This is a genomic window from Streptomyces sp. PA03-5A, assembly GCF_033792725.1.
Classification (GTDB): Bacteria; Actinomycetota; Actinomycetes; order Streptomycetales; family Streptomycetaceae; genus Actinacidiphila.
In genome coordinates this window covers 141,222-163,809 of record NZ_JARAVL010000018.1, presented here as the reverse complement: position 1 = coordinate 163,809, position 22,588 = coordinate 141,222, and the positions used below count along the sequence as shown (strand labels likewise).

General features: G+C 73.0%; 23 protein-coding genes and 1 pseudogene. 9 read left to right on the top strand and 15 right to left on the bottom strand.

The annotated features are described in order from the left end of the window. Positions 1–67 precede the first annotated feature (67 nt). Together PV410_RS23385 and PV410_RS23380 are read right to left on the bottom strand one after the other, a co-directional pair. Positions 68–1,705, bottom strand: a complete 1,638-nt coding sequence (locus tag PV410_RS23385) for a monocarboxylic acid transporter (RefSeq protein ID WP_499511129.1) — start codon at positions 1,703–1,705, stop codon at positions 68–70. Then, positions 1,702–2,091 (bottom strand): DUF485 domain-containing protein, encoded by a 390-nt coding sequence (locus PV410_RS23380; RefSeq protein WP_499511130.1) that lies wholly within the window; start codon positions 2,089–2,091, stop codon positions 1,702–1,704. The genes PV410_RS23385 and PV410_RS23380 overlap by 4 nt, the downstream gene beginning before the upstream one ends. A gap of 302 nt (positions 2,092–2,393) precedes the next feature. Between PV410_RS23380 and PV410_RS23375 the strand changes: the two genes are divergently transcribed. Beyond that, positions 2,394–3,926 (top strand): S8 family peptidase, encoded by a 1,533-nt coding sequence (locus tag PV410_RS23375; protein ID WP_499511131.1) that lies wholly within the window; start codon positions 2,394–2,396, stop codon positions 3,924–3,926. Between the two features lie 84 nt (positions 3,927–4,010). Here the strand turns inward: PV410_RS23375 and PV410_RS23370 are convergent, their stop codons facing one another. The 3 genes and pseudogenes from PV410_RS23370 to PV410_RS23360 all read right to left on the bottom strand — a co-directional run bounded on the left by PV410_RS23370 (position 4,011) and on the right by PV410_RS23360 (position 6,566). Then, positions 4,011–5,054 carry a zinc-dependent alcohol dehydrogenase family protein gene (locus PV410_RS23370; protein ID WP_500327364.1) on the bottom strand — a complete coding sequence of 348 codons (1,044 nt, stop codon included), beginning with the start codon at positions 5,052–5,054 and terminating at the stop codon, positions 4,011–4,013. Continuing rightward, a pseudogene (locus PV410_RS23365) lies at positions 5,039–5,751 on the bottom strand (lysoplasmalogenase). Before PV410_RS23365 ends, PV410_RS23370 begins: the two are co-directional and overlap by 16 nt. After that, complete coding sequence (locus PV410_RS23360; protein ID WP_500327362.1) at positions 5,718–6,566, bottom strand: sterol desaturase family protein; 849 nt, start codon at positions 6,564–6,566, stop codon at positions 5,718–5,720. The pseudogene PV410_RS23365 and the gene PV410_RS23360 overlap by 34 nt, the downstream one beginning before the upstream one ends. Positions 6,567–6,835: 269 nt before the next feature. Between PV410_RS23360 and PV410_RS23355 the strand changes: the two genes are divergently transcribed. The 5 genes from PV410_RS23355 (at position 6,836) to PV410_RS23335 (ending at position 11,689) form a co-directional block, all read left to right on the top strand. Next, a complete protein-coding gene (locus PV410_RS23355) occupies positions 6,836–7,822 on the top strand; it encodes a DEDDh family exonuclease (RefSeq protein WP_500327360.1) in 987 nt (328 codons plus the stop codon). An 80-nt stretch (positions 7,823–7,902) separates the two neighbouring features. Further along, complete coding sequence (locus PV410_RS23350; protein WP_431963558.1) at positions 7,903–8,157, top strand: metallothionein; 255 nt, start codon at positions 7,903–7,905, stop codon at positions 8,155–8,157. Between the two features lie 86 nt (positions 8,158–8,243). After that, entirely contained in the window at positions 8,244–9,071 is an 828-nt protein-coding gene (locus PV410_RS23345; protein ID WP_500327357.1) for an SURF1 family cytochrome oxidase biogenesis protein, read from the top strand. A gap of 58 nt (positions 9,072–9,129) precedes the next feature. Beyond that, positions 9,130–10,923 (top strand): glycoside hydrolase family 15 protein, encoded by a 1,794-nt coding sequence (locus PV410_RS23340; RefSeq protein WP_500327355.1) that lies wholly within the window; start codon positions 9,130–9,132, stop codon positions 10,921–10,923. A 4-nt stretch (positions 10,924–10,927) separates the two neighbouring features. Further along, complete coding sequence (locus PV410_RS23335; protein ID WP_500327353.1) at positions 10,928–11,689, top strand: SDR family oxidoreductase; 762 nt, start codon at positions 10,928–10,930, stop codon at positions 11,687–11,689. A gap of 52 nt (positions 11,690–11,741) precedes the next feature. Here PV410_RS23335 and PV410_RS23330 read toward each other — a convergent pair whose 3' ends face one another. Genes PV410_RS23330 through PV410_RS23310 form a run of 5 tightly spaced genes read right to left on the bottom strand, consistent with a single transcriptional unit; the run spans position 11,742 to position 14,020 of the window. Further along, positions 11,742–12,311 carry an alkaline shock response membrane anchor protein AmaP gene (locus PV410_RS23330; RefSeq protein ID WP_500327351.1) on the bottom strand — a complete coding sequence of 190 codons (570 nt, stop codon included), beginning with the start codon at positions 12,309–12,311 and terminating at the stop codon, positions 11,742–11,744. A 6-nt stretch (positions 12,312–12,317) separates the two neighbouring features. Continuing rightward, entirely contained in the window at positions 12,318–12,914 is a 597-nt protein-coding gene (locus PV410_RS23325) for a DUF6286 domain-containing protein (RefSeq protein ID WP_500327349.1), read from the bottom strand. Then, positions 12,911–13,303: an Asp23/Gls24 family envelope stress response protein gene (locus PV410_RS23320; protein WP_500327348.1), complete on the bottom strand. Its 393-nt coding sequence runs from the start codon at positions 13,301–13,303 to the stop codon at positions 12,911–12,913. Before PV410_RS23320 ends, PV410_RS23325 begins: the two co-directional genes overlap by 4 nt. 8 nt (positions 13,304–13,311) lie before the next feature. Continuing rightward, on the bottom strand, positions 13,312–13,494 hold the full coding sequence (locus tag PV410_RS23315) for a hypothetical protein (RefSeq protein WP_018560608.1): 183 nt from the start codon (positions 13,492–13,494) through the stop codon (positions 13,312–13,314). 31 nt (positions 13,495–13,525) lie between these two features. Further along, entirely contained in the window at positions 13,526–14,020 is a 495-nt protein-coding gene (locus tag PV410_RS23310) for an Asp23/Gls24 family envelope stress response protein (protein WP_500327347.1), read from the bottom strand. Between the two features lie 157 nt (positions 14,021–14,177). On the opposite strand from PV410_RS23310, the gene PV410_RS23305 reads away from it, so the two are divergent. Beyond that, a complete protein-coding gene (locus PV410_RS23305; protein ID WP_500327345.1) occupies positions 14,178–14,891 on the top strand; it encodes a hypothetical protein in 714 nt (237 codons plus the stop codon). A 98-nt stretch (positions 14,892–14,989) separates the two neighbouring features. On the opposite strand, the gene PV410_RS23300 is transcribed toward PV410_RS23305, so the two are convergent. The 3 genes from PV410_RS23300 to PV410_RS23290 form a co-directional block, all read right to left on the bottom strand. Beyond that, positions 14,990–15,781 (bottom strand): enoyl-CoA hydratase/isomerase family protein, encoded by a 792-nt coding sequence (locus tag PV410_RS23300; protein ID WP_500327343.1) that lies wholly within the window; start codon positions 15,779–15,781, stop codon positions 14,990–14,992. A gap of 119 nt (positions 15,782–15,900) precedes the next feature. Further along, positions 15,901–16,122 carry a helix-turn-helix domain-containing protein gene (locus PV410_RS23295; protein ID WP_018560612.1) on the bottom strand — a complete coding sequence of 74 codons (222 nt, stop codon included), beginning with the start codon at positions 16,120–16,122 and terminating at the stop codon, positions 15,901–15,903. Positions 16,123–16,499: 377 nt separating this feature from the next. After that, positions 16,500–18,098, bottom strand: coding sequence for an ABC-F family ATP-binding cassette domain-containing protein (locus PV410_RS23290; RefSeq protein WP_499511146.1), 1,599 nt, complete (start codon positions 18,096–18,098; stop codon positions 16,500–16,502). A 242-nt stretch (positions 18,099–18,340) separates the two neighbouring features. On the opposite strand from PV410_RS23290, the gene ypfJ reads away from it, so the two are divergent. After that, positions 18,341–19,243: a KPN_02809 family neutral zinc metallopeptidase gene (gene ypfJ / locus PV410_RS23285; RefSeq protein WP_500327342.1), complete on the top strand. Its 903-nt coding sequence runs from the start codon at positions 18,341–18,343 to the stop codon at positions 19,241–19,243. A gap of 102 nt (positions 19,244–19,345) precedes the next feature. Then, positions 19,346–19,759, top strand: coding sequence for a VOC family protein (locus PV410_RS23280; RefSeq protein ID WP_500327340.1), 414 nt, complete (start codon positions 19,346–19,348; stop codon positions 19,757–19,759). Between the two features lie 34 nt (positions 19,760–19,793). Here PV410_RS23280 and PV410_RS23275 read toward each other — a convergent pair whose 3' ends face one another. Together PV410_RS23275 and PV410_RS23270 are read right to left on the bottom strand one after the other, a co-directional pair. After that, positions 19,794–21,176 (bottom strand): hypothetical protein, encoded by a 1,383-nt coding sequence (locus tag PV410_RS23275; RefSeq protein WP_500327338.1) that lies wholly within the window; start codon positions 21,174–21,176, stop codon positions 19,794–19,796. A gap of 125 nt (positions 21,177–21,301) precedes the next feature. Beyond that, a complete protein-coding gene (locus tag PV410_RS23270; protein ID WP_500327337.1) occupies positions 21,302–22,414 on the bottom strand; it encodes an alpha/beta hydrolase family protein in 1,113 nt (370 codons plus the stop codon). Positions 22,415–22,588 lie beyond the last annotated feature (174 nt).

Sequence of the window (22,588 nt, the reverse complement as noted above, 5' to 3'; positions counted from 1 at the left end):
GGTGGGACGGCAGTGCCGTCCCGTTACTTCGCAGCCTACGGGACGGCACCGACGTTCAACAGTCTGTTTAATGCGCTCCGGCTCCGGTGAGGGAGCGGACCTCCAGCTCCGCGTACTTGCGGTCGGCGTCCTCTTCCGGCTTGGACAGGAGCGTGCCCACCACACCGAGCAGGAAACCGACGGGGATGGAGACGATCCCGGGGTTCTCCAGCGGGAACCAGTGGAAGTCCACGCCGGGGAACATCGCGGTCTCCTTGCCCGAGACCACGGGCGAGAAGACCACCAGGACCACGGAGGTGATCAGACCGCCGTAGATGCTCCACAGCGCCCCCGTGGTGTTGAAGCGCTTCCAGAACAGGCTGTACAGGAGCGTCGGCAGGTTCGCGGACGCCGCGACGGCGAAGGCCAGGGCGACCAGGAAGGCGATGTTGAGCTTGCCCGCGAAGATGCCGAGCAGGATCGCCACGGCCCCGATGGCGACCGCCGCGATCTTCGCCGCCGCGACCTCCTCCTTCTCGCTCGCCGTGCCCTTGCGGATGACGTTGGCGTACAGGTCGTGCGCGAAGGACGACGAGGAGGCGAGGGTGAGGCCCGCGACCACGGCCAGGATCGTGGCGAAGGCGACCGCGGAGATCACGGCGAGCAGGATCGCGCCGCCCGTGGAGTCCGCGCCGCCGCCGATCTCCTGGGCGAGCAGCGGGGCCGCGGTGTTGCCGGCCGCGTTGGAGGTGGTGATCGTCTCCGGGGTGAGCAGGGCGGCGGCCCCGAAGCCCAGCGCGATCGTCATCAGGTAGAAGCAGCCGATGATGCCGATCGCCCAGTTCACCGAGGTACGGGCGGCCCGGGCGGTGGGCACGGTGTAGAAGCGGATCAGGATGTGCGGCAGGCCCGCGGTGCCGAGCACGAGGGCCAGGCCCAGCGAGATGAAGTCGATCTTCGAGGTGGCCGTGACGCCGTACTTCAGGCCCGGCTCCAGGAAGGCCGCGCCCTTGCCGCTCTTCTCCGCGGCGGCGCCGAGCAGCGACGACAGGTTCCAGTGGAACTTGGCGAAGACCAGGAACGTGATCAGCAGGGTCCCGCCGATCAGCAGCACCGCCTTGACCATCTGCACCCAGGTGGTGCCCTTCATGCCGCCGATGGTCACGTACAGCACCATGACGACGCCGACGAGGATGACGATCAGGCGGCGCGGCCCCTCACCGGTGATGCCGAGCAGCAGGGCCACCAGGGCGCCCGCGCCGACCATCTGGGCCAGCAGGTAGAAGATGCTGACAACGATGGTCGAGATGCCCGCGGCCGTGCGCACCGGACGTTGCCGCAGCCGGAAGGCGAGGGCGTCGGCCATGGTGAACCGGCCGGAGTTGCGCAGGGGTTCGGCGACCAGCAGCAGCGCCACCAGCCAGGCGACGAGGAAGCCGATCGAGTAGAGGAAGCCGTCGTAGCCGACGAGGGCGATCGAACCCGCGATGCCCAGGAAGGACGCGGCCGACATGTAGTCGCCGGAGATCGCCAGGCCGTTCTGGAAGCCGCTGAAAGAACGGCCGCCGGCGTAGAAGTCGGTGGCGTCCTTGGTCTGGCGGCCGGCCCAGACGGTGATGCCGAGCGTCGCGACGACGAACACCGAGAACAGGGTGATGATGAGCGGTCGGTGTTCGCTCGCGCCGACCGCGACCACCTGGACTCCCGTGGTGTGCAGCGCGGTCATGCGGTGGCCTCCGTGCTCTCGGTGTCGTCGGTGCCCTGGGGGCCAGGGCCTTCCAGGCTCGCCTTGATGGCGTCCGCGCGGGCGTCGAGCTTGGCGTTCGCGTGCCGGGAGTACCACACGGCGATCCCGAAGGTGGTGGCGAACTGCGCGAGCCCGAAGACGAGGGCCACGTTGATGTGGCCCACGACCTTGGTGTCCATGAAGCCGCCGGCGTAGTTCGACAGCAGGACGTAGAGCAGGTACCAGGTGATGAAAGCGACCGTGAGCGGGAACGCGAACGAGCGGTATGAGCGGCGCAGTTGGGCGAACTCCGCGCTCGCCTGCACCTCGGCGTACGAGTCGGCAGACGGCGGACCGGAGCTTGCCGACGGTCGTGCGGGGTCCACGATGCCTCCTGTGGGGCGGAGCTTGAGAGGGCACGAACAGGCGACGCGACCCGCGTGGGCGCACGGGGGCGCCGACGTGAGCTACGTCACGTAAAGATCGGACCCGCGCATGGTAGATGCGCGACCACGGCCGCCGACAGGGGGCGGTAGTTGAAAACTGGTTGTTCCTCGGCAACCGGAACTTGAGCTTTCTTTACCAATCCATTGATAGCGCGCCGACGGCGGCGATAGCTTCCAGCGTCATGTACCCGTCCAAGGGCAACACGGCCGCCAGGACGGGCGTTTGGACGATTGGAGATCCCATGGCTCCACTGCCAAGACGGCGCCGCGCCTTCGCGATACCGATCGGTGTCGCGGTGGCGAGTGCTCTCGCCTTCCTGCCGAACGCCGCCTCGGCCGCCACCGCCGGATCCGCCTCGGGCGGCGGCAGTGCCGCGTACGACGGCCCGACGCTGTCGTACGTGGTCAACACCAAGACCGACCGGGGAACCATCAAGTCCGTGGAGCGGGCCGTGTCCCGCAGCGGTGGTGACGTCGTCACCACCTACGACCGGATCGGCGTGATCGTCGTCCACTCGGCGAACCCCGCGTTCGCCTCCGAGATGCGCAAGGTCCGCGGTGTGCAGACCGCCGGGGCGACCCGGACGGCCGCGCTGTCCACGGCGTCGACGACGGAGCTGGGCGCGGTGCAGGAGATCACGGCCGCCGACGCCGCCCGGGCGAAGTCCGCGGCCACCGCCGCGCAGGAGCCGATGGAGCCGGACCAGTGGGACCTGCCGGCCATCAGGGCCGACAAGGCCGCCCGGATCAACCCGGGCAGCCGCAAGGTCACCGTCGCCGTCATCGACACCGGCGTCGACGACACGCACCCGGACCTCACCGCCAACTTCTCCGCCTCGCAGTCCGCCAACTGCGTGGGCGGCAAGGCCGACACCAGCCCCGGCGCCTGGCGCCCGTACACCCCGGACGCCTACCACGGCACGCACGTCGCGGGTGAGATCGCCGCGGCGCGCAACGGGATCGGCGTGGCCGGAGTGGCCCCGGGCGTGAAGGTCGCCTCCATCAAGGTGGCCGACCCCGTCACGCAGCTGTTCTTCCCGGAGAGCGTGGTCTGCGCCTTCGTCTTCGCCGCCGACCACGGCGTCGAGATCACCAACAACAGCTACTACATCGACCCGTGGCTCTACAACTGCTTCGGCGACCCCGACCAGCGGGCCATCGTCGACGCCGTCAACCGGGCCGCGCAGTACTCCCACAAGAAGGGCGTGCTGAACGTCGCCTCCGCGGGCAACTCCAACCACGACCTCGACTCGGACGCGATCGTCGACGCGACGAGCCCCGACGACACCACCCCGGTCACCCGGACCATCGACCCGCACGTCTGCTGGGACATCCCGACCCAGCTGCCGGGCGTCGTCACCGTCTCCGCGACCGGTGTGCAGAAGCTGAAGTCGTACTACTCCAGCTACGGTCTCGGCGTCGTCGACGTCGCGGGCCCCGGCGGCGACCGCTACCAGATCCCCGCCACCCCCTCGGCCAACGGGCGGATCCTGTCCACCCTGCCCGGCAACACCTATGGCTACCTGCAGGGCACGTCGATGGCCAGCCCGCACGTGGCCGCCGTCGCCGCGCTCATCAAGAGCCGCCACCCGCACGCCTCCCCGGAGCAGCTGCAGTGGATGCTCAAGGCCCAGGCCGACGACCCGGGTTGCCCGACGGGTCTGTACGACCCGGACGGCAATGGCGTGCAGGACGCCACCTGCACCGCCGGCCGGCACGTGACCAGCTTCTACGGCCACGGCGTCGTCGACGCCCTGGACGCCGTCACGAAGTGACGCGCCCCGCGTGAGACGAGGAACGCCCGGCGGGATCCCCGCCGGGCGTTCCGCTGTCCGGGCGTTCCGCCGCCCGGGCAGCGGTCAGGCCTTGACGAGGACCTTCAGCGCGGTGCGCCCGTCCATCGCCTTGTAGCCGCCGGGGACGCCGTCCAGGCCGACGGTGAGGTCGAAGACCGGGGACGGGTCGATGGTGCCGTCGAGGACGTCCGGGAGCAGTTCGGGGATGTAGGTGCGGACCGGGGCGACGCCGCCGCGCAGGGAGACGTTGCGGTCGAACATGTCGCTCAGGTCGAGGCCGGTGCCGCTGCCGTGCGGGACGCCGACGTAGCCGACGGCGCCGCCGTCGCGGGTGATGGCGACGGCGGTGCGCATCGACTGCTCGGTGCCGACGGCCTCGATGACCGCGTGGGCGCCGTGGCCGCCGGTCAGTTCGCGGACCGCCGCGACGGCGGCCTCGCCGCGCTCGGCGACGACGTCGGTGGCGCCGAAGGTGCGGGCGATCGCGGTACGGGCCTCGTGCCGGCCGAGCGCGATGATCCGCTCCGCGCCGAGCCGCCGGGCGGCCAGCACACCGCACAGGCCGACCGCGCCGTCCCCGACGACCGCGACCGTGGCCCCGGGCCGCACACCGGCGCCGACGGCGGCGTGGTGGCCGGTGCCCAGCACGTCGGAGAGGGTGAGCAGACCGGCCAGCAGGCGGTCGTCGGAGAGCGCCTCGGCGGGCAGCCGTACGAGGGTGGCGTCCGCGAACGGCACGCGCACGGCCTCGCCCTGGCCGCCGTCGGAGCCGACCTGGCCCCAGAAGCCGCCGGCCGGGCAGGAGGTCGTCAGACCCTCCGCGCAGTAGGCGCACGTGCCGTCGGACCACACGAAGGGCGAGACGACCAGGTCGCCCGGCGTGAGCCCGGACACCTCGGAGCCGGTCTCCTCCACGACGCCGAGGAACTCGTGCCCGATGCGCTGTCCCGGCTGCCGGGCCGACTCGCCGCGGTACGCCCACAGGTCGCTGCCGCAGATGCAGGCCAGCACCACGCGCACCACCGCGTCGGTGGGCTGCCGGACCGCCGGGTCCGGCACCTCCTCCACCCGTATGTCGTGGGGGGCGTGGATCACGGTGGCGCGCATACGGTGGTCGTCCTCGCTGGTCGTACGAATGGGGTCGTACCACCGTACCGGCCGGTGGCGAGCAGGGACTGCGCCCCGAGATAGGTGAGCATGATCCAGAAGTCGGCCGCCGGGAGCTGCGCGAGGTCGGCGAGCCTGGTCGCGAGCAGGGTGTCGGAGAGCAGGAACAGCGCCCCGCCCACCGCCGTCGCCCGCGGGCCGAGCGCGGCCGCACCGGCCGCCATCGCCGTCAGCAGCAGGCCGTACGCGGCGACCGGGATCCGCAGCCCGGAGGGCAGGCCCGGCCACACCACGACGAGCGCGGCGACCACACGACCGTGTAGCCGGCCGCCGTCGCGGCGGCGCGCCGGCGGTCGGAGAACGCTCCGCGGGCGGCGAAAAGTGTGAGGTAACAGACGTGCCCGGCCGCGAAGGCGCCCATCCCGGCGAGGAAGGACGTGTCCCCGTCGAGCTGCAGCAGCACGTCCCCGGCCCAGCCGCACAGCAGCGCGGCGACCAGCAGCCGGGGGCCGCCCCGCAGTGCCGCGCAGACCGCGAGCAGCGGCACCAGGACGGGCTTGGTGAGGTGGTCGGCCGTCACCGACCCCGCGAGCTGGGCGGCCAGGTGGACCGCGGCCACCACCGCGAAGACGGCCAGTGCCGCGCGGGCGGCGCGCTCCCGGGTCACGCCGCCGGCTCCTCGCCCCGCGGCCGCCAGCCGGGACCGCGCAGGACGTGGCCCGCTCGGTCCCGCCAGGTGCGGGCGGCGGCCACGTCCCGGGCGATCGCGGCGTACTCGTGGGTGGCCACGCGCAACGGGTTGAACGTGGTGATGTTCTTGGTGAGTCCGAAGACCGGGCGCTGCACCTCCGCCGCGAAGGAACCGAACAGCCGGTCCCAGACGATCAGGATGCCGCCGAAGTTGCGGTCCAGGTAGCCGCCCTGCGAGGCGTGGTGCACGCGGTGGTGCGAGGGCGTGTTGAGGACGAACTCCACCGGGCGGGGGAGCTTGTCGACGCGCTCGGTGTGGATCCAGAACTGGTAGACGAGGTTGAGCGAGGAGCAGAAGGCCAGTGCCGCCGGGTGCACCCCGCAGACGATCATCGGCAGGTAGAACACCCACGACGTCATGCCGGTCCAGGGCTGGCGCAGCGCGGTGGAGAGGTTGAACTTCCGGCTGGAGTGGTGCACCACGTGGGACGCCCACAGGATGCGGACCACGTGGTGGCCGCGGTGCTGCCAGTAGTAGAGGAAGTCCTGCGCGAGCAGCATCAGCGGGATCGTCCACCACACCACGGGCACCCGCAACGGGGTGAACGCGTACACAGCGGTGTAGACCGCGACGATCGGGATCTTCCAGAGGAAGTCGAAGAACAGGCTGCCGAGTCCCATCGACAGGCTCGTCGCGGTGTCCTTGGCGGCGTAGCCGGCGGCGTCCTCGTCCGGATGGATCCGGTAGCTGATCAGCTCCAGGACGGTGAGCAGCACGAACGCGGGTATGGACCACATCACGGCATCGGGCAGTTGCGGCATGCGCGCACCTTAAGGGCGTGCGGCGGCCCGGGCTAGAGGTCGTTACCGATCGGTTCTACCCGGGGGTACCCGCGGGATCACGCCGGGCCGGCCGCCTCGGAGGGGCGACGGCCCAACCGGGTCCGCGCGATTGATGGTTGACCCACGGAGGCCGCGCGCGGCGGGCCCCGCGCGCCGCCGCGGCCGACCCGTCCCCGGCGGGATCCGACGGTGCGCCAGGGACGGGTGACGGCGGGCACTGTCGGTGGCCGCCCGTATTGTGTTCCTCCATGCACGCGCCCCAGCTTCCGCACCCGTCGTGGCCAGAGGCCTACCCCGACGGATACGCCGTCGTGGACGTCGAGACCACCGGCCTCGGCCGCGACGACCGGATAGTGTCCGCGGCCGTCTACCGGCTGGACGCGCGCGGCGAGGTGGAGGACCACTGGTACACCCCCGTCAACCCGCAGCGTGACCCGGGCCCGGTGTGGATCCACGGCCTCACCTCGGCCATGCTGGCCGACGCCCCGCTCTTCGGCGAGGTCGCCGCCGAGCTCGCGGACCGGCTGTCGGGCCGGGTGTTCGTCGCCCACAACGCGGTCTTCGACTGGTCCATGCTCGCCCGGGAGTTCGCGCGGGCGGGCACCGTGGCGCCGGTGGAGCACCGGCTGTGCACCATCGTGCTCTCCAAGGCGCTGGGGCTGCCGCTGGCCAACCACAAGCTGGAGTCCCTGGCCGCGCACTTCGGCGTCGTCCAGCAGCGCGCCCACCACGCCCTGGACGACGCGCGCGTGCTGGCGGAGGTGTTCCGCCCCAGCCTGCGGCAGGCCGCGGCGGGCGGACTGCAGTTGCCGCTGCACGCCTGCCGTCCCCTGACGGAGTGGATCGACACGGCCGTCCCCCGGCAGTCGGTCTCCGCGGGCTACCGCAGCACGTACCGGCCGATGAACTGGCGGACCTCGCGGAAGCGGCCGGCCTGCCCCTATCCCAACCCGGGGCGGCTGGAGTCCGGCGGACCGCTGGTCCAGGGGATGCGGGTCGCCTTTTCGGGCGACACGGGCATCGACCGCGAACTGCTGGAGGACCGCGCCACCGAGGCGGGTCTGCACGTGTCGTCCTCCGTGAGCCGGCTGACCAGCCTCCTGGTGACCAACGACCCCGACTCGCTCACCACGAAGGCCGTACGGGCCCGGCAGCTCGGTACCCCGGTCGTCGACGAGCGCCGCTTCGCCGAGTTGCTGCGGGACGTCGCCCCCGCGCCGGACGTGCACGGCTGACGCCTCCGTTCGAGTGGTGCGCCCGCGACGCACCCGGTCACCGATTGCCGCGCCAGGGCCCGGCCCGCACCCTGGGCCTCATGGCCCGATGCGAAGTATGCGGAAACGACTACGTGATGAGCTTCGAAGTGCACGCCCAGGGGGCTGTGCACGTCTTCGACAGCTTCGAGTGCGCGATCCACCGGATGGCGCCCATCTGCGAGCACTGCCGGGTACGGATCGTCGGCCACGGGGTCGAGGTCGACGGCCACTGGTACTGCGGCGGCCACTGCTCCAAGGCGGAGGGCCGCAGCGGCATCGTCGACCGGGTCGGCTCGCTGCCCGGCGGCGGCTGATCCCGGCGGCTGATCCCGGTGGCCGCGCCCGGGCACCGTCCGACCCCTCCGGAAGGCGCCCCGCGACCGAGTTGTACGGTCATGGGGTGTACCGCTTCCTGTTGTCCCGGCAGTGGGTGATCCTCACCCTCATCGCACTGCTCCTGATGCCCGCCATGGTCGAGCTGGGCTTCTGGCAGCTGCACCGGCACGAGCGCCGGGTGGCCAGCAACCACCTGATCGCGGACAACCTCGAGGCGGAGCCCGTCCCGGTGGAGTCCCTGACCGCCCCCGGCACGGCCGTGCCGAAGCGGCAGATCTACCGCACGGTCACCGCGACCGGGCACTACGACACCGCCCACGAGGTCGTCGCCCGCCAGCGCACCGCCGCCGACGGGGACAGCATCGGCTACCACGTGATCACCCCGCTGGTCCTGGCCGACGGCCGGTCGGTGCTGGTCAACCGGGGCTGGATTCCCGCCGGCACCGACCTGACCACGTTCCCCGAGGTCCCCGCGGCACCGTCCGGCGAGATCACCGTCACCGGCCGGCTGCGCCCGGACGAGACCACCGCGGCGACCGGCATCAGGAACAAGGGCGGGCTGCCCGACCGCATGATCATGCTGATCAACAGCGGGATGGTGGCCAAGGACCTGCCCGCGGCGGAGCGGCCGGTCGGCGGCTACATCGAGCTGGTGGCGACCTCCCCCAAGCCCTCCGGGCGGCAGCCCGAGCTGATCCCGGATCCCGACCACGGCAGCATCGGCATGCACATGGGGTATGCGATCCAGTGGTGGCTGTTCACCGCCATGGTGCCGGTCGGCTGGGTCATCCTCGTCCGCCGGGAGCGGCGGGAGCGGCTCGCCGCCCGCGACGCGGCGGCGCAGGAGAGCACCACGGCCGAGCCGGCCGCCGCTGCGGTCGCGTCGCCCTAGTGCCGGGGGCACCCTCGTAGAGCGGGGACCCTCGTAGCGGGAGAGACGGAGGCCGACCGTGGCGGCACTGATCGAGGACTACGCGGTCATCGGTGACCTGCAAACCGTCGCGCTGATCTCCAGGAGCGGCTCCATCGACTGGCTGTGCCTGCCCCGCTTCGACTCCGGCGCCTGCTTCGCCGCGCTGCTGGGCGACGAGGACAACGGTACCTGGCGGATCGCCCCGGCCTCCGCCTGGGACGAGGAGCCGTGCACGCGCCGCTCGTACCGCGAGGGCACCCTGGTGCTGGAGAGCGTGTGGGAGACCCGCGACGGCACCGCCAAGGTGATCGACTTCATGCCGCAGCGCGATCGCGCACCGGACGTCATGCGCATCGTCGAGGGCGTGCGCGGACACGTCGCCATGAGCAGCGAGCTGCGGCTGCGCTTCGACTACGGGCGGGTCGTCCCCTGGATGCGCCGCACCGACGGCCACCGCGTCGCGATCGCCGGGCCGGACTCGGTGTGGCTGCGCGCCGAGCCGCAGGTGCCCATGTACGGCCGGGGCTTCGCCACCCACGCCGACTTCACCGTCGCCGAGGGCGAGCGGATCGCCTTCGTCCTGACCTGGCACCCCTCCCACGAGAGCCGGCCGCGCCTGATCGACCCCTTCCGGGCACTGGAGCAGAGTTGCGCGGACTGGGAGTCCTGGTCGGCCAAGTGCCGCTACGACGGTCCCTGGCGGGACGCGGTGCTGCGCTCGCTGATCACCCTCAAGGCGCTCACGTACGCGCCCAGCGGCGGCATCGTCGCGGCGGCGACCTCCTCGCTGCCCGAGGAGATCCGCGGGGTTCGGAACTGGGACTACCGCTTCTGCTGGCTGCGCGACGCGACGCTCACCTTGAACGTGCTGGTGGAGACCGGCTACCTCAAGGAGGCCTACCACTGGCGCGACTGGCTGCTGCGCGCCGTCGCCGGCGACCCCGCCGACCTGCAGATCATGTACGGGCTGGCCGGTGAGCGCCGGCTGCCGGAGGAGGAGCTGGACTGGCTCGCCGGGTACGAGGCGTCCCTGCCGGTGCGGACCGGGAACGCCGCCGCCAAGCAGCTCCAGCTCGACGTCTACGGCGAGGTCCTGGACTCGCTCTTCCTGGCCCGCAGCTTCGGGCTGCGCGACGAGCCCCACGCCTGGGCGGTGCAGCGCACGCTGATGGACTTCCTGGAGTCCAAGTGGCACGAACCCGACGAGGGCCTGTGGGAGGTGCGCGGCGACCGGCGGCACTTCGTGCACTCCAAGGTGATGGCCTGGGCGGCCGCCGACCGGGCGGTGCGCACCCTGGAGGGGCAGCCGCACCTTTCCGGTGACGCGGACTCCTGGCGGGCGATGCGCAGCGAGGTGCACCGGGAGGTGTGCCGCAAGGGCTTCGACCGCGAGCGCAACACCTTCACGCAGTACTACGGCTCCAAGGAACTGGACGCGGCGACCCTGCTGATCCCGCAGGTGGGCTTCCTCCCCGTCAGCGACAGCCGGGTGGTCGGCACGGTGGAGGCGGTGCGCCGCGAGCTGGACCACGGCGGCTTCGTACGCCGCTACACCCTGGAGGACAGCAGCGTGGACGGGCTGCCCGGCGGCGAAGGCGCCTTCCTGGCCTGCTCGTTCTGGCTCGCCGACGCGCTGCACCGGATCGGCCGCACCGACGAGGCGCGCGAGCTGTTCGAGCGGCTGCTGGGCCTGCGCAACGACGTCGGCCTGCTGGCGGAGGAATGGGACCCGGTCGACCGGCGCCAGCTGGGCAACTTCCCGCAGGCGTTCAGCCACATCGGCCTGGTCAACACCGCGCTCACCCTCTCCGGCCGCGATGGGGCACGATGACGCCATGGACCTCGGGCTGAAGGACAGGGTGTACGTCGTCACGGGCGGGACCCGCGGGCTGGGCTTCGCCGCCGCACGGGAACTGGTGGCGGACGGCGCGCGGGTGGTCGTCAGCGGCCGGCACGAGGAGTCGGTGGCCGCCGCCGTGGCGGCGCTCGGCGGCGCGGAGCGGGCGACCGGCGTCGTCGCGGACAACGCCGGGCCCCAGGCGCCGGAGCGGCTGGTCGCCGCCGCCCGCCGGGCGTTCGGCAGGCTCGACGGCTTCCTCATCAGCGTCGGCGGGCCGCCGGCGGGCGGCGCCGACGTCATCGGCGACGACCAGTGGCGGGACGCGTTCGAGTCCGTCTTCCTCGGTGCCGTACGGCTGTCCCGGGCGGCCGCCGACGAGCTCGGCGAGGGCGGCGTCATCGGCTTCGTGCTCTCGGGCTCGGTGCACGAGCCGATCCCCGGGCTCGTGGTCTCCAACGGCCTGCGGCCGGGCCTGGCCGGCTACGCCAAGAGCCTGGCCAACGAACTGGGACCGCGCGGCATCCGCGTGGTGGGGCTGCTGCCCGCCCGGATCGACACCGACCGCGTCCGCGAGCTCGACGCCCTCACCGGGGACGCGGACGCCGCCCGCGCCCGGCTCAGCGAGCGCATCCCGCTGCGCCGCTACGGCACCCCGCAGGAGTTCGGACGAACCGCCGCCTTCCTGCTGTCGCCCGCGGCGTCCTACCTGACGGGGGTCATGCTCCCGGTGGACGGCGGGGCGCGCGGCGGCTTCTAGCGGCGCGCCCCGCCGCCCCGTCCGTCGCGCAGTCCGTCGCGCACCGGCGCGGTCAGCTGACGCGGGCGGCCCGGTGGCTGACGGCGCGCAGGCGCGCCTCGGCGGGGAGCCGGGGGAGGCCGGCGCTGACGCGGGCGCGGTCCAGGACGGCGGAGTCGAGCCCGGCGAGGACGTCGCCGGGGACGGCATGCGGGGACAGCGCGAGCTGCAGCCGGGCGCGGGGCGCGGTGGGCGTGCCCATGAGCGCGGTGGTGGCATGGTCGACGCCGTGGAGCTGCTCGGCGTCGGCGGCGATGATCTCCTCCAGTGCGCGGCCGCGCAGCAGGGCCACACCGTCGTCGTCGGCGTCCACCGCCAGCCGGCGCAGCCTGCGGTCGCGCACCTGGGCGAGCAGCCACCACAGGGCGCCCAGCACGAGCAGCGCCAGCACGCCGATCACGACGGGCCACCACCACGAGGAGTCCTCGTAGCGGCTCCGGTCGCCCCCGCTGAGCAGCACGTCGTCCCGCCCGGTGTACGGGCGGCGCAGCAGGCCCGTCGCGGAGCACAGCACGGCGGCGCCGGCGAGCACCAGGGCCAGCCCGACGAGGGCGAGGACGACACGATTGACGGTGGCGCGCACCGCGCCTCACCCCTCTTCCATGCGGCGGACGTGCAGCGCGAGGCCCAGCGGCCGGGCCAGGCCCAGCTGTTCCATGGCGTCGGCCAGGGAGGACGCCAGATCGGCGCGGACCGCCTCCGTCTCCCGGAAGGCGATCACGGCGCGCACGGTGGCGGTGCGGCGGGTCACCGTGACGCGCGCCGAACGCACCCCGGAGACCTCCACCGCGCGGTCGCGCAGGGTGAGTTCGGCGGCGTGGCGGTCGAGTCCGGCCCGTACGGGCGCCGTTCCGGCGCGCATGGCGAGCACGTCGCGCAGCCCCGGAGTGACGGCGAGGACGAGCAGCCACAGGCCGAGCAGGACCGCCACACAGGCCCCGGCCAGGATCCACGGGTCGTCCATGGGGCGGGTGGCCAGTTCGTCCGCGAGGATCCGGCGCCAGGCCATCCCGGGCCGTCCGGCGCGCACCGCGGCGACGTCGTACAGCAGCAGCCCGGCCGCGGCGGCCAGGAGGGCGGCGGTGATCGCGGCCGGGAGGCGGCGCGGGGACCAGAAGCGCCGCGGGCGGGAGCCGTACGGCGGCCGTCCGGTCGGCGGCAGGGGTGCCGGGCCGAGGTCGCTCACCGGACCCTCGCCTCCTCCACGATGTGGCTGGCCCGTGAGTGCAGCCGCTCGACCTCCACGGTCACCCCGAAGACCACGACGCCGGTCAACTCCTCGACCCGGACCGCGACATGACGGCGCACCGCGCGGCACACCGCGGCGATGTCCACCGGGTAGCCGAGTTCGACGGAGAGCCGTACGTACACCTGCTCGCGGTGGACGGAGACGCCGGCCTGGGGGCGCGCCCCGCGCGGCACGTACTCCCTGCCGGGGGCGTCGGCCAGCGCCTCGCGGGCCGCCTGGGAGGCGATCTTCGCCAGCACGCGGTCGGCGAGGCGGAGCGAACCGCGCTCGCCGGGGACGAGGGGCGGCGGAACGGAGGACGCCGGCGTCGGCACCGCGGTCGTCATCCGGGGGCTCACCGCCTCCGGTCACGGCTGCGGAAGAACTCCCCTGGTTCCAGGTCGCCGTCGAGGAACCGGCCGACGACGAACCCGACGGCGCCGAGCGCCGCCACGAGCAGGAAGGCCGCGAACCCACCGAAGTACCCGGCGAATCCGAGCGCCATCCCGACGATCAAGCCGAGCACGGCCATGCTCATCGTCCGCTCCCTGTTTCCCGCCCGGGGCCCGTCACTGGACCCGCTGCTCCTGGTCGTCGTCGTCCGTGTCCTCGGGCAGCTTGACGTCGCCCACCGCGATGTTGACCTCGATGACCTCGAGGCCGGTCATCCGCTCAACGGCCGCGATGACGTTCTCGCGCACCCCGTGCGCGACCGCCACGATCGAGACCCCGTAGTCCACGACGACGTCGAGGTCGAGGGCGGCCTGCACCTCGCCCACCTCGGCCCGGACGCCCCGGGTCACGGACTTGCCGCCGGGCACCCGGTCGCGGACCGCACCGAAACCGCGGGAGACCCCGGAACCGAGGGCGTGCACGCCCTCCACGTCACGCGCCGCAAGCCCGGCGATCTTCTCGACCACGCCGTCCGCGATGGTGGTCCGCCCGCGCGTCGCGGGATCGCCCAGGGGCGCCCGCCGCTGCCCTGACGTGGCGTTGCCGGCCGGGCTGGTCCCCTTCTCCAGGGTCCGGCCCCGCCCCTCCGGCTGCTGCGCGGTGTCGGTCATCGCACCTCTTCCCTTCGGGATTCCGATGGCGGGAGCGGTACGGGCTGCTCCGTGCACCACACTATGTGGGCATGCCCCGTCGCGCCGTGAGGATGCAGCGATCAGGGCCAGGATGGCGGTCCGCGCGGACGCGCGCGGTGGAGGGAGGCGACGGCCGATGACCGCGGACCGGCTGGCTCGTGCGGTACGCCGGCAGCTCGGGCACGGCCGGGTGCTCCCCCTCGGCGGGCCCGGGGACACGGTGTGGGTCACCGAGCGGGCGGCGGCCGGGGTGCTGCGCGCGGCCGCCGACGCGGTGCCCGGGATCCGCCTGGGCACCCTGCGCATCGGCACGGCGGACGGACCTGACGGACGGGACGCACCCGACGGACCACAGGACGGGGAGCCCGGAAACGCGACAACGGTGCTGCCGGAGTCGGCGCCGTCCGGGGCGCTGCCGAGGCGGCCGCTGCGGGTGGAGGCCGGCTTCGAGGCCACCCCGGAGCTTCCGCTGCCCGAGTCGGCCGGACGGCTGCGCGACGCGCTGTGGGAGGCGGCGACCGAGGGCGTCGGTCTGGAGCCGGAGGCGGTCGACCTGACCGTCACCGGACTGCTGGAGGAGGGCGGACCGTCGGCGGCGCACCCCGCGGACGCCGACGACCCGCCGGAGGGCGGGCGAACCGCCACCACCGCGGGCCGCGTCGCGGCGGCGGTGCCCGGGGTGGCCGGGCTGACCTCGCGACTGGGCGGCAGGCGGCATCCGTCACAGGTGCAGATCGCGGTGGACGCGGGTCACCGTGCCCTGGACGTCGGGCGGGCGGTGGCCACGGCGGTGACGGCCGTGACGCAGGAGATCACGACCGTCGTGGTCACCGACATCGCCGAGCGCTGAGCCACCGGGACCCGGCCCGCGACACCGCGGCCGCGGAGCGGCGCGCGGACGCCGTCGGCGCCGGGCGCCCGGTCCGGTGCGCGCGCCCGGTCGGGGCGTTACTCCCCCACGCCCGCCAGGTCCCGCAGCCGGCGGCCCTGCGCGGCGCGTTCGGCCACCCGCTGCGCGTCGTACGAACGGCCGGCGGCCTCGCGGAGCAGGGCCTTGGTCTCGATCACCGCGTCGCGTGGCGCGGCCAGCAGGGCGCCCACCAGGTCCTTGACCGTGGCGTCCAGTTCCGCGGCCGGGACGGCGACGTTGGCCAGGCCGCTGGCACAGGCCTCCTCGGCGCCGACGAAGCGGCCCGTGGCGCAGATCTCCAGCGCCCGGGCGTAGCCGACCAGTTCGGTCAGCGGCTTGGTGCCGGCGAGGTCGGGGACCAGGCCCAGGCTGGTCTCGCGCATGGCGAACTGCACGTCGTCGGCGACGACGCGCAGGTCGCAGGCGAGGGCCAACTGGAAACCCGCTCCGATGGCGTGCCCCTGCACGGCGGCGACGGTGACGACGTCGTTCCGCCGCCACCAGGTGAACGCCGCCTGGTACTCGGCGATCGTGGCGTCGAGTTCGCCCTCGGGAGCCCGTGCGAGGTCGATGAACGACGGCTCGCCGTCGAACCCTTCAGGCGTGAAGGCCTGACGGTCCAGCCCGGCGGAGAAGGACACGCCCTCCGCGCGGAGCACGACGACCCGTACGCCGCCCGGGAGCAGACGACCGGCCTCGACCAGCGCCCGCCACATGGCGGGCGACTGGGCGTTGCGCTTGGCCGCGTTGCACAGCGTGACGGTGGCGACGGAATCCTCCGTCACGAGTCGTACGCCGTCACGTTCCAGCAACACAATGGGGTCGGACATCGGGCACCTCCTGGCGATCCGCAGTCTGGATTACCGAAGAGTAACCACCCGGTCGGCCGTTTCCGCGACCGGGTGGCGCTGCCACGACTCCGAGCCGCCGCACGGGGCGCCCGGCTGTGTCAGGCCGTGGAAACCTTCTTGCCCCGTGTCGCCCCGCCGCGACCGCGCAGGGTCACGCCGGACTCACTGAGCATCCGGTGGACGAAGCCGTACGAGCGGCCGGTCTCCTCGGCCAGCGCCCGGATGCTTGCTCCACCGTCGTACTTCTTCTTGAGGTCTGCCGCGAGCTTCTCGCGCGCGGCGCCGGTCACCCGGCTGCCCTTCTTCAGAGTCTCGGCCACCCGTGCCTCCTCTAGGGAAGTGCGCTCTGTGACTCTCATGATCACCCCTAGGAGACTTCCTGGCCACCCATTCGGCAAGGTCCGTGCGACAACATTTGGCGCGCCGTTGACGCGGACACCCGGCGCCGGGCAAGTGGAATCCGGCATTCCGCCGGGCCGTCCCGGACTCCCTCCGGAGCGCGGCGGAGAAAAGGCAGGTCACCCGGGCCGGTAAGGAGTTTCCCCATGTGACGCGGCTGATCCATTCCTACGTCCGGTATTTCGCACGTTCCCGCGCCGGTGTACGAGCCGGTCTCACACAGATGAAGGATCACCCGTCGGCCGAATGATCCAGTGGAGTGATCCACACGGATGATCGGCAGCGGGCACCGGAAGGATCAGGCGAGCGTGACGAGGTCGGCGTAGTCCTGGCCCCACAGGTCCTCGACGCCGTCGGGCAGGAGGATGATCCGCTCCGGCTGCAGCGCCTCCACCGCGCCCTCGTCGTGGGTGACGAGGACGACCGCGCCCGTGAAGGTGCGCAGCGCGCCGAGGATCTCCTCGCGGCTGGCCGGGTCGAGGTTGTTGGTGGGCTCGTCGAGCAGCAGCACGTTGGCGCTGGAGACGACGAGGGTGGCGAGCGCCAGCCGGGTCTTCTCGCCGCCGGACAGCACGCCGGCGGGCTTGTCGACGTCGTCGCCGGAGAAGAGGAACGAGCCGAGGATCTTGCGGACGGCGACCAGGTCCATGTCGGGCGCCGACGAGCGCATGTTCTCCAGCACGGTCCGGTCGGGGTCGAGGGTCTCGTGCTCCTGGGCGTAGTAGCCGAGCTTGAGGCCGTGCCCGGGCACGACCTCCCCGGTGTCGGGCTGCTCGACGCCCGCCAGCAGCCGCAGCAGCGTCGTCTTACCGGCGCCGTTGAGGCCCAGGATGACGACCCGGGAGCCCTTGTCGATGGCCAGGTCGACGTCGGTGAAGATCTCCAGCGAGCCGTACGACTTGGACAGGCCCTCGGCGGTCAGGGGCGTCTTGCCGCACGGCGCGGGGTCGGGGAAGCGCAGCTTGGCGACCTTGTCGGACTGCCGCACCGCCTCCAGCCCCGACAGCAGCTTGTCGGCGCGGCGGGCCATGTTCTGGGCGGCGACGGTCTTGGTGGCCTTGGCGCGCATCTTGTCGGCCTGGGCGTTGAGGGTCGCGGCCTTCTTCTCGGCGTTGGCGCGCTCGCGCTTGCGGCGCTTCTCATCGGCCTCGCGCTGGGTCAGGTACTGCTTCCAGCCCATGTTGTAGACGTCGATCTGGGAGCGGTTGGCGTCCAGATAGAACACCTTGTTGACGACCGTCTCGACCAGGTTGATGTCGTGGGAGATGACGATGAACCCACCGCGGTAGGTCTTGAGGAAGTCCCGCAGCCAGACGATCGAGTCGGCGTCGAGGTGGTTGGTCGGCTCGTCGAGCAGCAGGGTGTCGGCGTCCGAGAAGAGGATGCGGGCCAGCTCCACGCGGCGGCGCTGACCACCGGAGAGCGTGTGCAGCGGCTGGGCGAGGACCCGGTCGGGCAGGCCCAGGGCGGCGGCGATGGTGGCGGCCTCGGCCTCGGCGGCGTAGCCGCCCTTGGTGAGGAACTCGGTCTCCAGGCGCGCGTACTTCTTCATCGCGTTGTCGCGGGTGGCGCCCTTGCCGTTGGCCATCCGGTCCTCGTTCTCGCGCATCTTGCGCAGGACGGTGTCCAGGCCGCGGGCGGACAGGATGCGGTCGCGGGCCAGGACGTCGAGGTCGCCGGTACGCGGATCCTGGGGCAGATAACCGACCTCACCGGAACGCGTCACGGTGCCGCCGGCGGGCAGGCCCTCGCCCGCGAGCACCTTGGTGAGGGTGGTCTTGCCGGCGCCGTTGCGGCCGACCAGGCCGACGCGGTCGCCGCGGGCGATGCGGAAGGAGGCGGACTCGATGAGGACGCGGGCTCCGGCGCGCAGCTCGATGCCGGTGGCAGTAATCACGGGAAGAAGCTCCAGAACGTGGCGGACGGCAGTCGGACGATGTGGTCGCGGTGGGTCGCGGTCGGACGCCGTCTAATGCGTGAGGATCACTGCCATGTCTCCAGTCTACCGGGGGCGGCACGGGTCCCCGGCAAACGGTTTTCGGCCGGGGCCCCGGGGCGGGCCCGGCCGGGGACCGTCCAGGGGGCCGTGACGGGGGCCGTGACGGGCCGGGAGGGACAAAGCGGCAGATAATCGTAGGTATGCAGTTCGACGACGACGCATCGCTCGACACGTCCCAGGTGGAGGACCGGCGAAGCGGCGGACGGTTCGGCGGCAGGCCTCGGGGCAAGATGGTGGGCGGCGGTCTCGCCGGACTGATCGTTCTGGTGATCGGGCTGATCTTCGGCATCAGTCCCGACCAGCTGGGGCTCTCCTCCGATCCGCCGGGCCAGGCCCCGGGCACCACCTCGGGCTCGGACCTCGCCGCCGGCTGCCGCACCGGCGCGGACGCCAACGCCCACCAGGAGTGCCGCATGGTCGGGGTGATCAACAACGTGCAGGCGTACTGGGCGTCGGAGTTCCGCAAGCGCGGCATGACCTACGAACCCGCGCCGACCGTCTTCTTCGACCAGCCCATCCGCACCGGGTGCGGGGTCGCGGACCCCGCGTCGGGCCCGTTCTACTGCCCCGTGGACCGCAAGGTCTACCTGGACCTGGACTTCTTCTCGACCCTGAGCAGCCGTTTCGGCGCGCAGGGCGGCCCGTTCGCCGAGAGCTACGTCGTCGCCCACGAGTACGGGCACCACGTGCAGGACCTGGTGGGGACGCTGGGCAAGGCGCAGGACCGGCTCACCGGTCCCAGCAGCAACTCGGTGCGCGTGGAGCTGCAGGCCGACTGCTACGCGGGGGTGTGGGCGCACAACGCCATGCGGACCCCGGACGAGGACACGGGCAGGCCGATGATCAGCGCTCTCGACGAGGAGGACATCCGGCGGGGGCTGGACGCCGCCGCGGCGGTAGGCGACGACGCGATCCAGTCCCGGGCCCAGGGCCGGGTGACCCCGGAATCCTGGACGCACGGCTCGTCCGCGCAGCGGCAGCAGTGGTTCACCACCGGACTGGACACCGGCGACCCCGGCGACTGCGACACCTTCCAGCGCTGACCGGCCGGAATGTCCGTGTGCGGGGCCATTGTCGGACCCCCCGGCCAGACTGGGATCCACGTCACACAGGACGTCAGGTCCCGGAAGGGGAGGGTGATCTTCATGGCCGGCAGGGGAACCGCGCCCACCGTCTACCCGACGCTGCACTACAAGGACGCGAAGGCCGCCATCGCCTTCCTCAAGCAGGCCTTCGGCTTCACCGAGGTCGCGGTGCACCAGGGCGAGGACGGCGTCGTGGAGCACGCGGAACTCGCCTACGGCAACGGCGTGGTGATGCTCGGCAACGAGCGTTCGGGGACGGCTTTCAGCCGGATCGCCGCGGACCTGGGCGCCGTGTCGGTGTACGTGGTCGTGGAGGACACCGACGCCCACCACGAGCGCGCCGTCGCGGCCGGGGCCGAGGTCGTGCTGCCGCTCACCGACCAGGACTACGGGTCGCGGGACTACACGGCCCGCGACCCCGAGGGCAACCTCTGGTCCTTCGGCACCTACGTGCCGCGGATACCGGACGAGTAGGCCCCGCCTCCGCGGGTCCGTCGCGGCCCTGTCGTCACTCTCCCCCGGTGTGCACCTGGAAGGCGGCCCGGCGGATCATCTTGGACAGGGCCGGGTCGGGGTGGGCGGCGGCGAGGGCGACCAGCACCTGGACGGTGCGGGGGTGGCCCGCGTGGCGCAGCTCCTCCAGCAGGCGGCTGACCGAGCCCTGGACGGCCGTCTCCAGATGGCTCACCAGCAGGTGGCTCTCGCCGTGGTCGGCGACGGCCGCGGCGGTGTCCACCCACAGCCAGGTGGACTCCTCGCGGGTGAGCAGCGCGGCGACGTCCTCCGGGTCCCCGCCCTCGTGCTCGGCGAGCCACAGCAGCGCGTAGGGCCGCAGGCCGGCTTCGTCCACCACGACGCGCACGGCCGGCTCCGCCGGGCCGCCGACGACGCGCAGCGCCTCGAAGGCCAGGGCGCGCAGCAGGGCGTCGTCGCCGCGTGCCACGTCCAGCAACTCGCCCACCGCCTGGGCCACCGGGCGGGCCGCCAGCCAGGCCTTGTACTCGTCGCGGGCGGCACCGGGCGGCATCCCGATGCAGGCCTTGAGCATCTCCTCGGCGGAGTGCTCGAAGTGCCCGGCGGGGCCCTGCGCGGCCACGCAGATCTGCTCCAGCTTCACCCACACCGCCCAGCTGCCGAGCGCGGTGACGGTGACCTCGCCGGGGCGGGCGGGGTCGCGGGGCCTGAGCGCGCCGACCCGGGCGAGCGCGTCCAGCGTCCAGTCCAGCAGCGCGGGCAGTTCGTCGCGGGCGGCACCGGCCGGGGGCTCGTGGCGCTCCGCGCGTAGCTCGGCCACACGCTGCCGCAACAGGTCCAACAGTACGGCCACGGCGACCGGACCGGAGGAGAGGTGGAGCAGGGAGAGCAGTTGCGGTGCGGCCTCGACGACCTCGGCGACGAGCGAGGGGTCGGCGTCGGCGCACTCCGGCTCGAGCGCCGCGGGGTGCGCGAGCGACCACGCGTCGAAGAGCGCGACCCAGCCGCGCAGCACGGCGGTGTCGTCGCGGTCCCAGGCGCGCAGTCGCCAGCCGGGCCGGGCGGCCCCCCCTTTGTGCAGCTCGATCAGGCCGGTCAGCCGCGCCCGGTCCCAGGCGGTGCGCACCTGCCGCTCCGTCAGGCCCAGAGCGGCGGCCGCCCGCAGCACGTCGGGGTCCCGTAGTATCCCGGCGGTCCCGGGGGCGGCGGCGCCGGTCTCCGCGTCGGCCCAGCGGGCCAGCCGTACGGCGTCCGCGAGTTCGGTGCGCGCCCTGCGGGCGAGCTCGGGCAGCGCCGGGATTCCCTCCGGAGGCCGCGGCGGACGGCTTCGCCGCACTGTGGCGGCACGGCGCGCGGTGGCGAGTGGCCTGCGCGGGACAAGACGCAGCGGAGTGTCTCGCGGGATACGGGACGTCACGGGAGCAGTCTTGCGGGTGAGCACCCGGAAACCCAAACGAGCGTCCCCGTAACGGGATTGATCCCGCCCGAATTGAAGGGAGAGATAGGTCTTTGTACGGATATAAAGACCACGTATGGTGGGCGTCAGAGGAGGGGGGTGAGGAAGCGCCGGAGGGCCTCCTCGTATGTTGAGGGGTTGGCGTTCCACATGGCCGCGTGCGAGGCGCCGCTGATGGCGTGCAGCGTGACCAGGTCCGGGCGCTGCCGGGCGAGTTGGCGGGACGGCCCCCATGGGGCGAGCGTGTCGTCGGGACCGTGGAAGACGAGTGCCGGGACGTCCAGCCGCTCGGGGTGGGCGGCCTCGGCGATCCGCTCCGCGTGCAGTCCGGTGCGGCCCTCGGTGGCGCGCACGCCGAGCGGCAGCAGCGCGCGGGGCGCACCCCGGGAGGCGGCGGCGGCACGGACCGTGCTCTGCCAGTCGAGCACCGGGGAGTCCAGGACCATCCCGGACACCAGGGAGCGCAGCGGGGAGTGGCAGGCGGCCCGGAGCGCCATCGTCGCGCCGGTGGACCAGCCGTGCAGCACCAGCCGGCGCGCGCCGTGCCGCACGGCGTAGCGCATCGCCGCGTCGAGGTCGCGCCACTCGGAGTCGCCGAGGTGGCCGATGCCGTCCCACGAGGGGGGCGCACCGGCGTCGTTGCGGTAGGAGAAGGCGAGCACGGGCAGCCGCAGTTTGGCCAGGAACGCCATGACGTTCATGCCGAGCTCGCGGGAGGTGCCGAGGCCGTGCGCGAGGACGACCCAGGTGTCACGGGCGCCGGGCACGAACCAGGCGGGCAGCAGGCCGAGTTCGGCGGGTATCTCGGCGTCCCGGTACTCCAGGCCGAGGGCCGATCCCGGGGTGCCGACGTGCGTCTGCGGGGTGAGCCGCACCTGGTCGCCCGGCGCGACGCCGCCGCGGTTGATCCGCACCAGACGGCGGGTGACCGAGTCCGGGGCCGTCGAGAGCACCTCGCCGACGGTGACGTGCACCCCGGCGGCGATCAGGCCGTGCACACCGCGCCGGGCGGTGCCCAGGGTCCGGCTGAGGGTGACGTCCTGCCCGGTCACGGCGTGGACGGTGAGCGGGTCCGGATCGACGCCGTTCGCGGTCGGCCTCAGGGCAAGCTCGGAGACGTGCCGCCCGGCCGCCACCGCGGCCGCACCGGCACCGAACGCTGTCGTGGCGGCGAGGGCCGCCGCCGTGGTGAGGCGCATCGCTTCCAGTCTCCGCGCGCTCACCCCGCGCGGCCAGTGGGCGGGGCCGTCCGGGCTCAGTCGTTCTCGGCGTCGTGGGCCGCGCGGGGCCGGGGGACGTCGGCACGTGCGGCCCGGTGCTCCCCGTGCTCGCCGTGCTCGCCGTGCTCCCCGTGGGCCTCGTGATCGCCGTGC

What these genes read in the sequence shown, in the direction of transcription:
- PV410_RS23385 (WP_499511129.1), bottom strand. Translation starts at nt 1,705, where the DNA reads ATGACCGCGCTGCACACCACGGGAGTCCAGGTGGTCGCGGTCGGCGCG.
- PV410_RS23375 (WP_499511131.1), top strand. Translation starts at nt 2,394, where the DNA reads ATGGCTCCACTGCCAAGACGGCGCCGCGCCTTCGCGATACCGATCGGT.
- PV410_RS23370 (WP_500327364.1), bottom strand. Translation starts at nt 5,054, where the DNA reads ATGCGCGCCACCGTGATCCACGCCCCCCACGACATACGGGTGGAGGAG.
- PV410_RS23360 (WP_500327362.1), bottom strand. Translation starts at nt 6,566, where the DNA reads ATGCCGCAACTGCCCGATGCCGTGATGTGGTCCATACCCGCGTTCGTG.
- PV410_RS23355 (WP_500327360.1), top strand. Translation starts at nt 6,836, where the DNA reads ATGCACGCGCCCCAGCTTCCGCACCCGTCGTGGCCAGAGGCCTACCCC.
- PV410_RS23350 (WP_431963558.1), top strand. Translation starts at nt 7,903, where the DNA reads ATGGCCCGATGCGAAGTATGCGGAAACGACTACGTGATGAGCTTCGAA.
- PV410_RS23335 (WP_500327353.1), top strand. Translation starts at nt 10,928, where the DNA reads ATGGACCTCGGGCTGAAGGACAGGGTGTACGTCGTCACGGGCGGGACC.
- PV410_RS23320 (WP_500327348.1), bottom strand. Translation starts at nt 13,303, where the DNA reads ATGACGACCGCGGTGCCGACGCCGGCGTCCTCCGTTCCGCCGCCCCTC.
- PV410_RS23315 (WP_018560608.1), bottom strand. Translation starts at nt 13,494, where the DNA reads ATGAGCATGGCCGTGCTCGGCTTGATCGTCGGGATGGCGCTCGGATTC.
- PV410_RS23310 (WP_500327347.1), bottom strand. Translation starts at nt 14,020, where the DNA reads ATGACCGACACCGCGCAGCAGCCGGAGGGGCGGGGCCGGACCCTGGAG.
- PV410_RS23305 (WP_500327345.1), top strand. Translation starts at nt 14,178, where the DNA reads ATGACCGCGGACCGGCTGGCTCGTGCGGTACGCCGGCAGCTCGGGCAC.
- PV410_RS23300 (WP_500327343.1), bottom strand. Translation starts at nt 15,781, where the DNA reads ATGTCCGACCCCATTGTGTTGCTGGAACGTGACGGCGTACGACTCGTG.
- ypfJ (WP_500327342.1), top strand. Translation starts at nt 18,341, where the DNA reads ATGCAGTTCGACGACGACGCATCGCTCGACACGTCCCAGGTGGAGGAC.
- PV410_RS23280 (WP_500327340.1), top strand. Translation starts at nt 19,346, where the DNA reads ATGGCCGGCAGGGGAACCGCGCCCACCGTCTACCCGACGCTGCACTAC.
- PV410_RS23270 (WP_500327337.1), bottom strand. Translation starts at nt 22,414, where the DNA reads ATGCGCCTCACCACGGCGGCGGCCCTCGCCGCCACGACAGCGTTCGGT.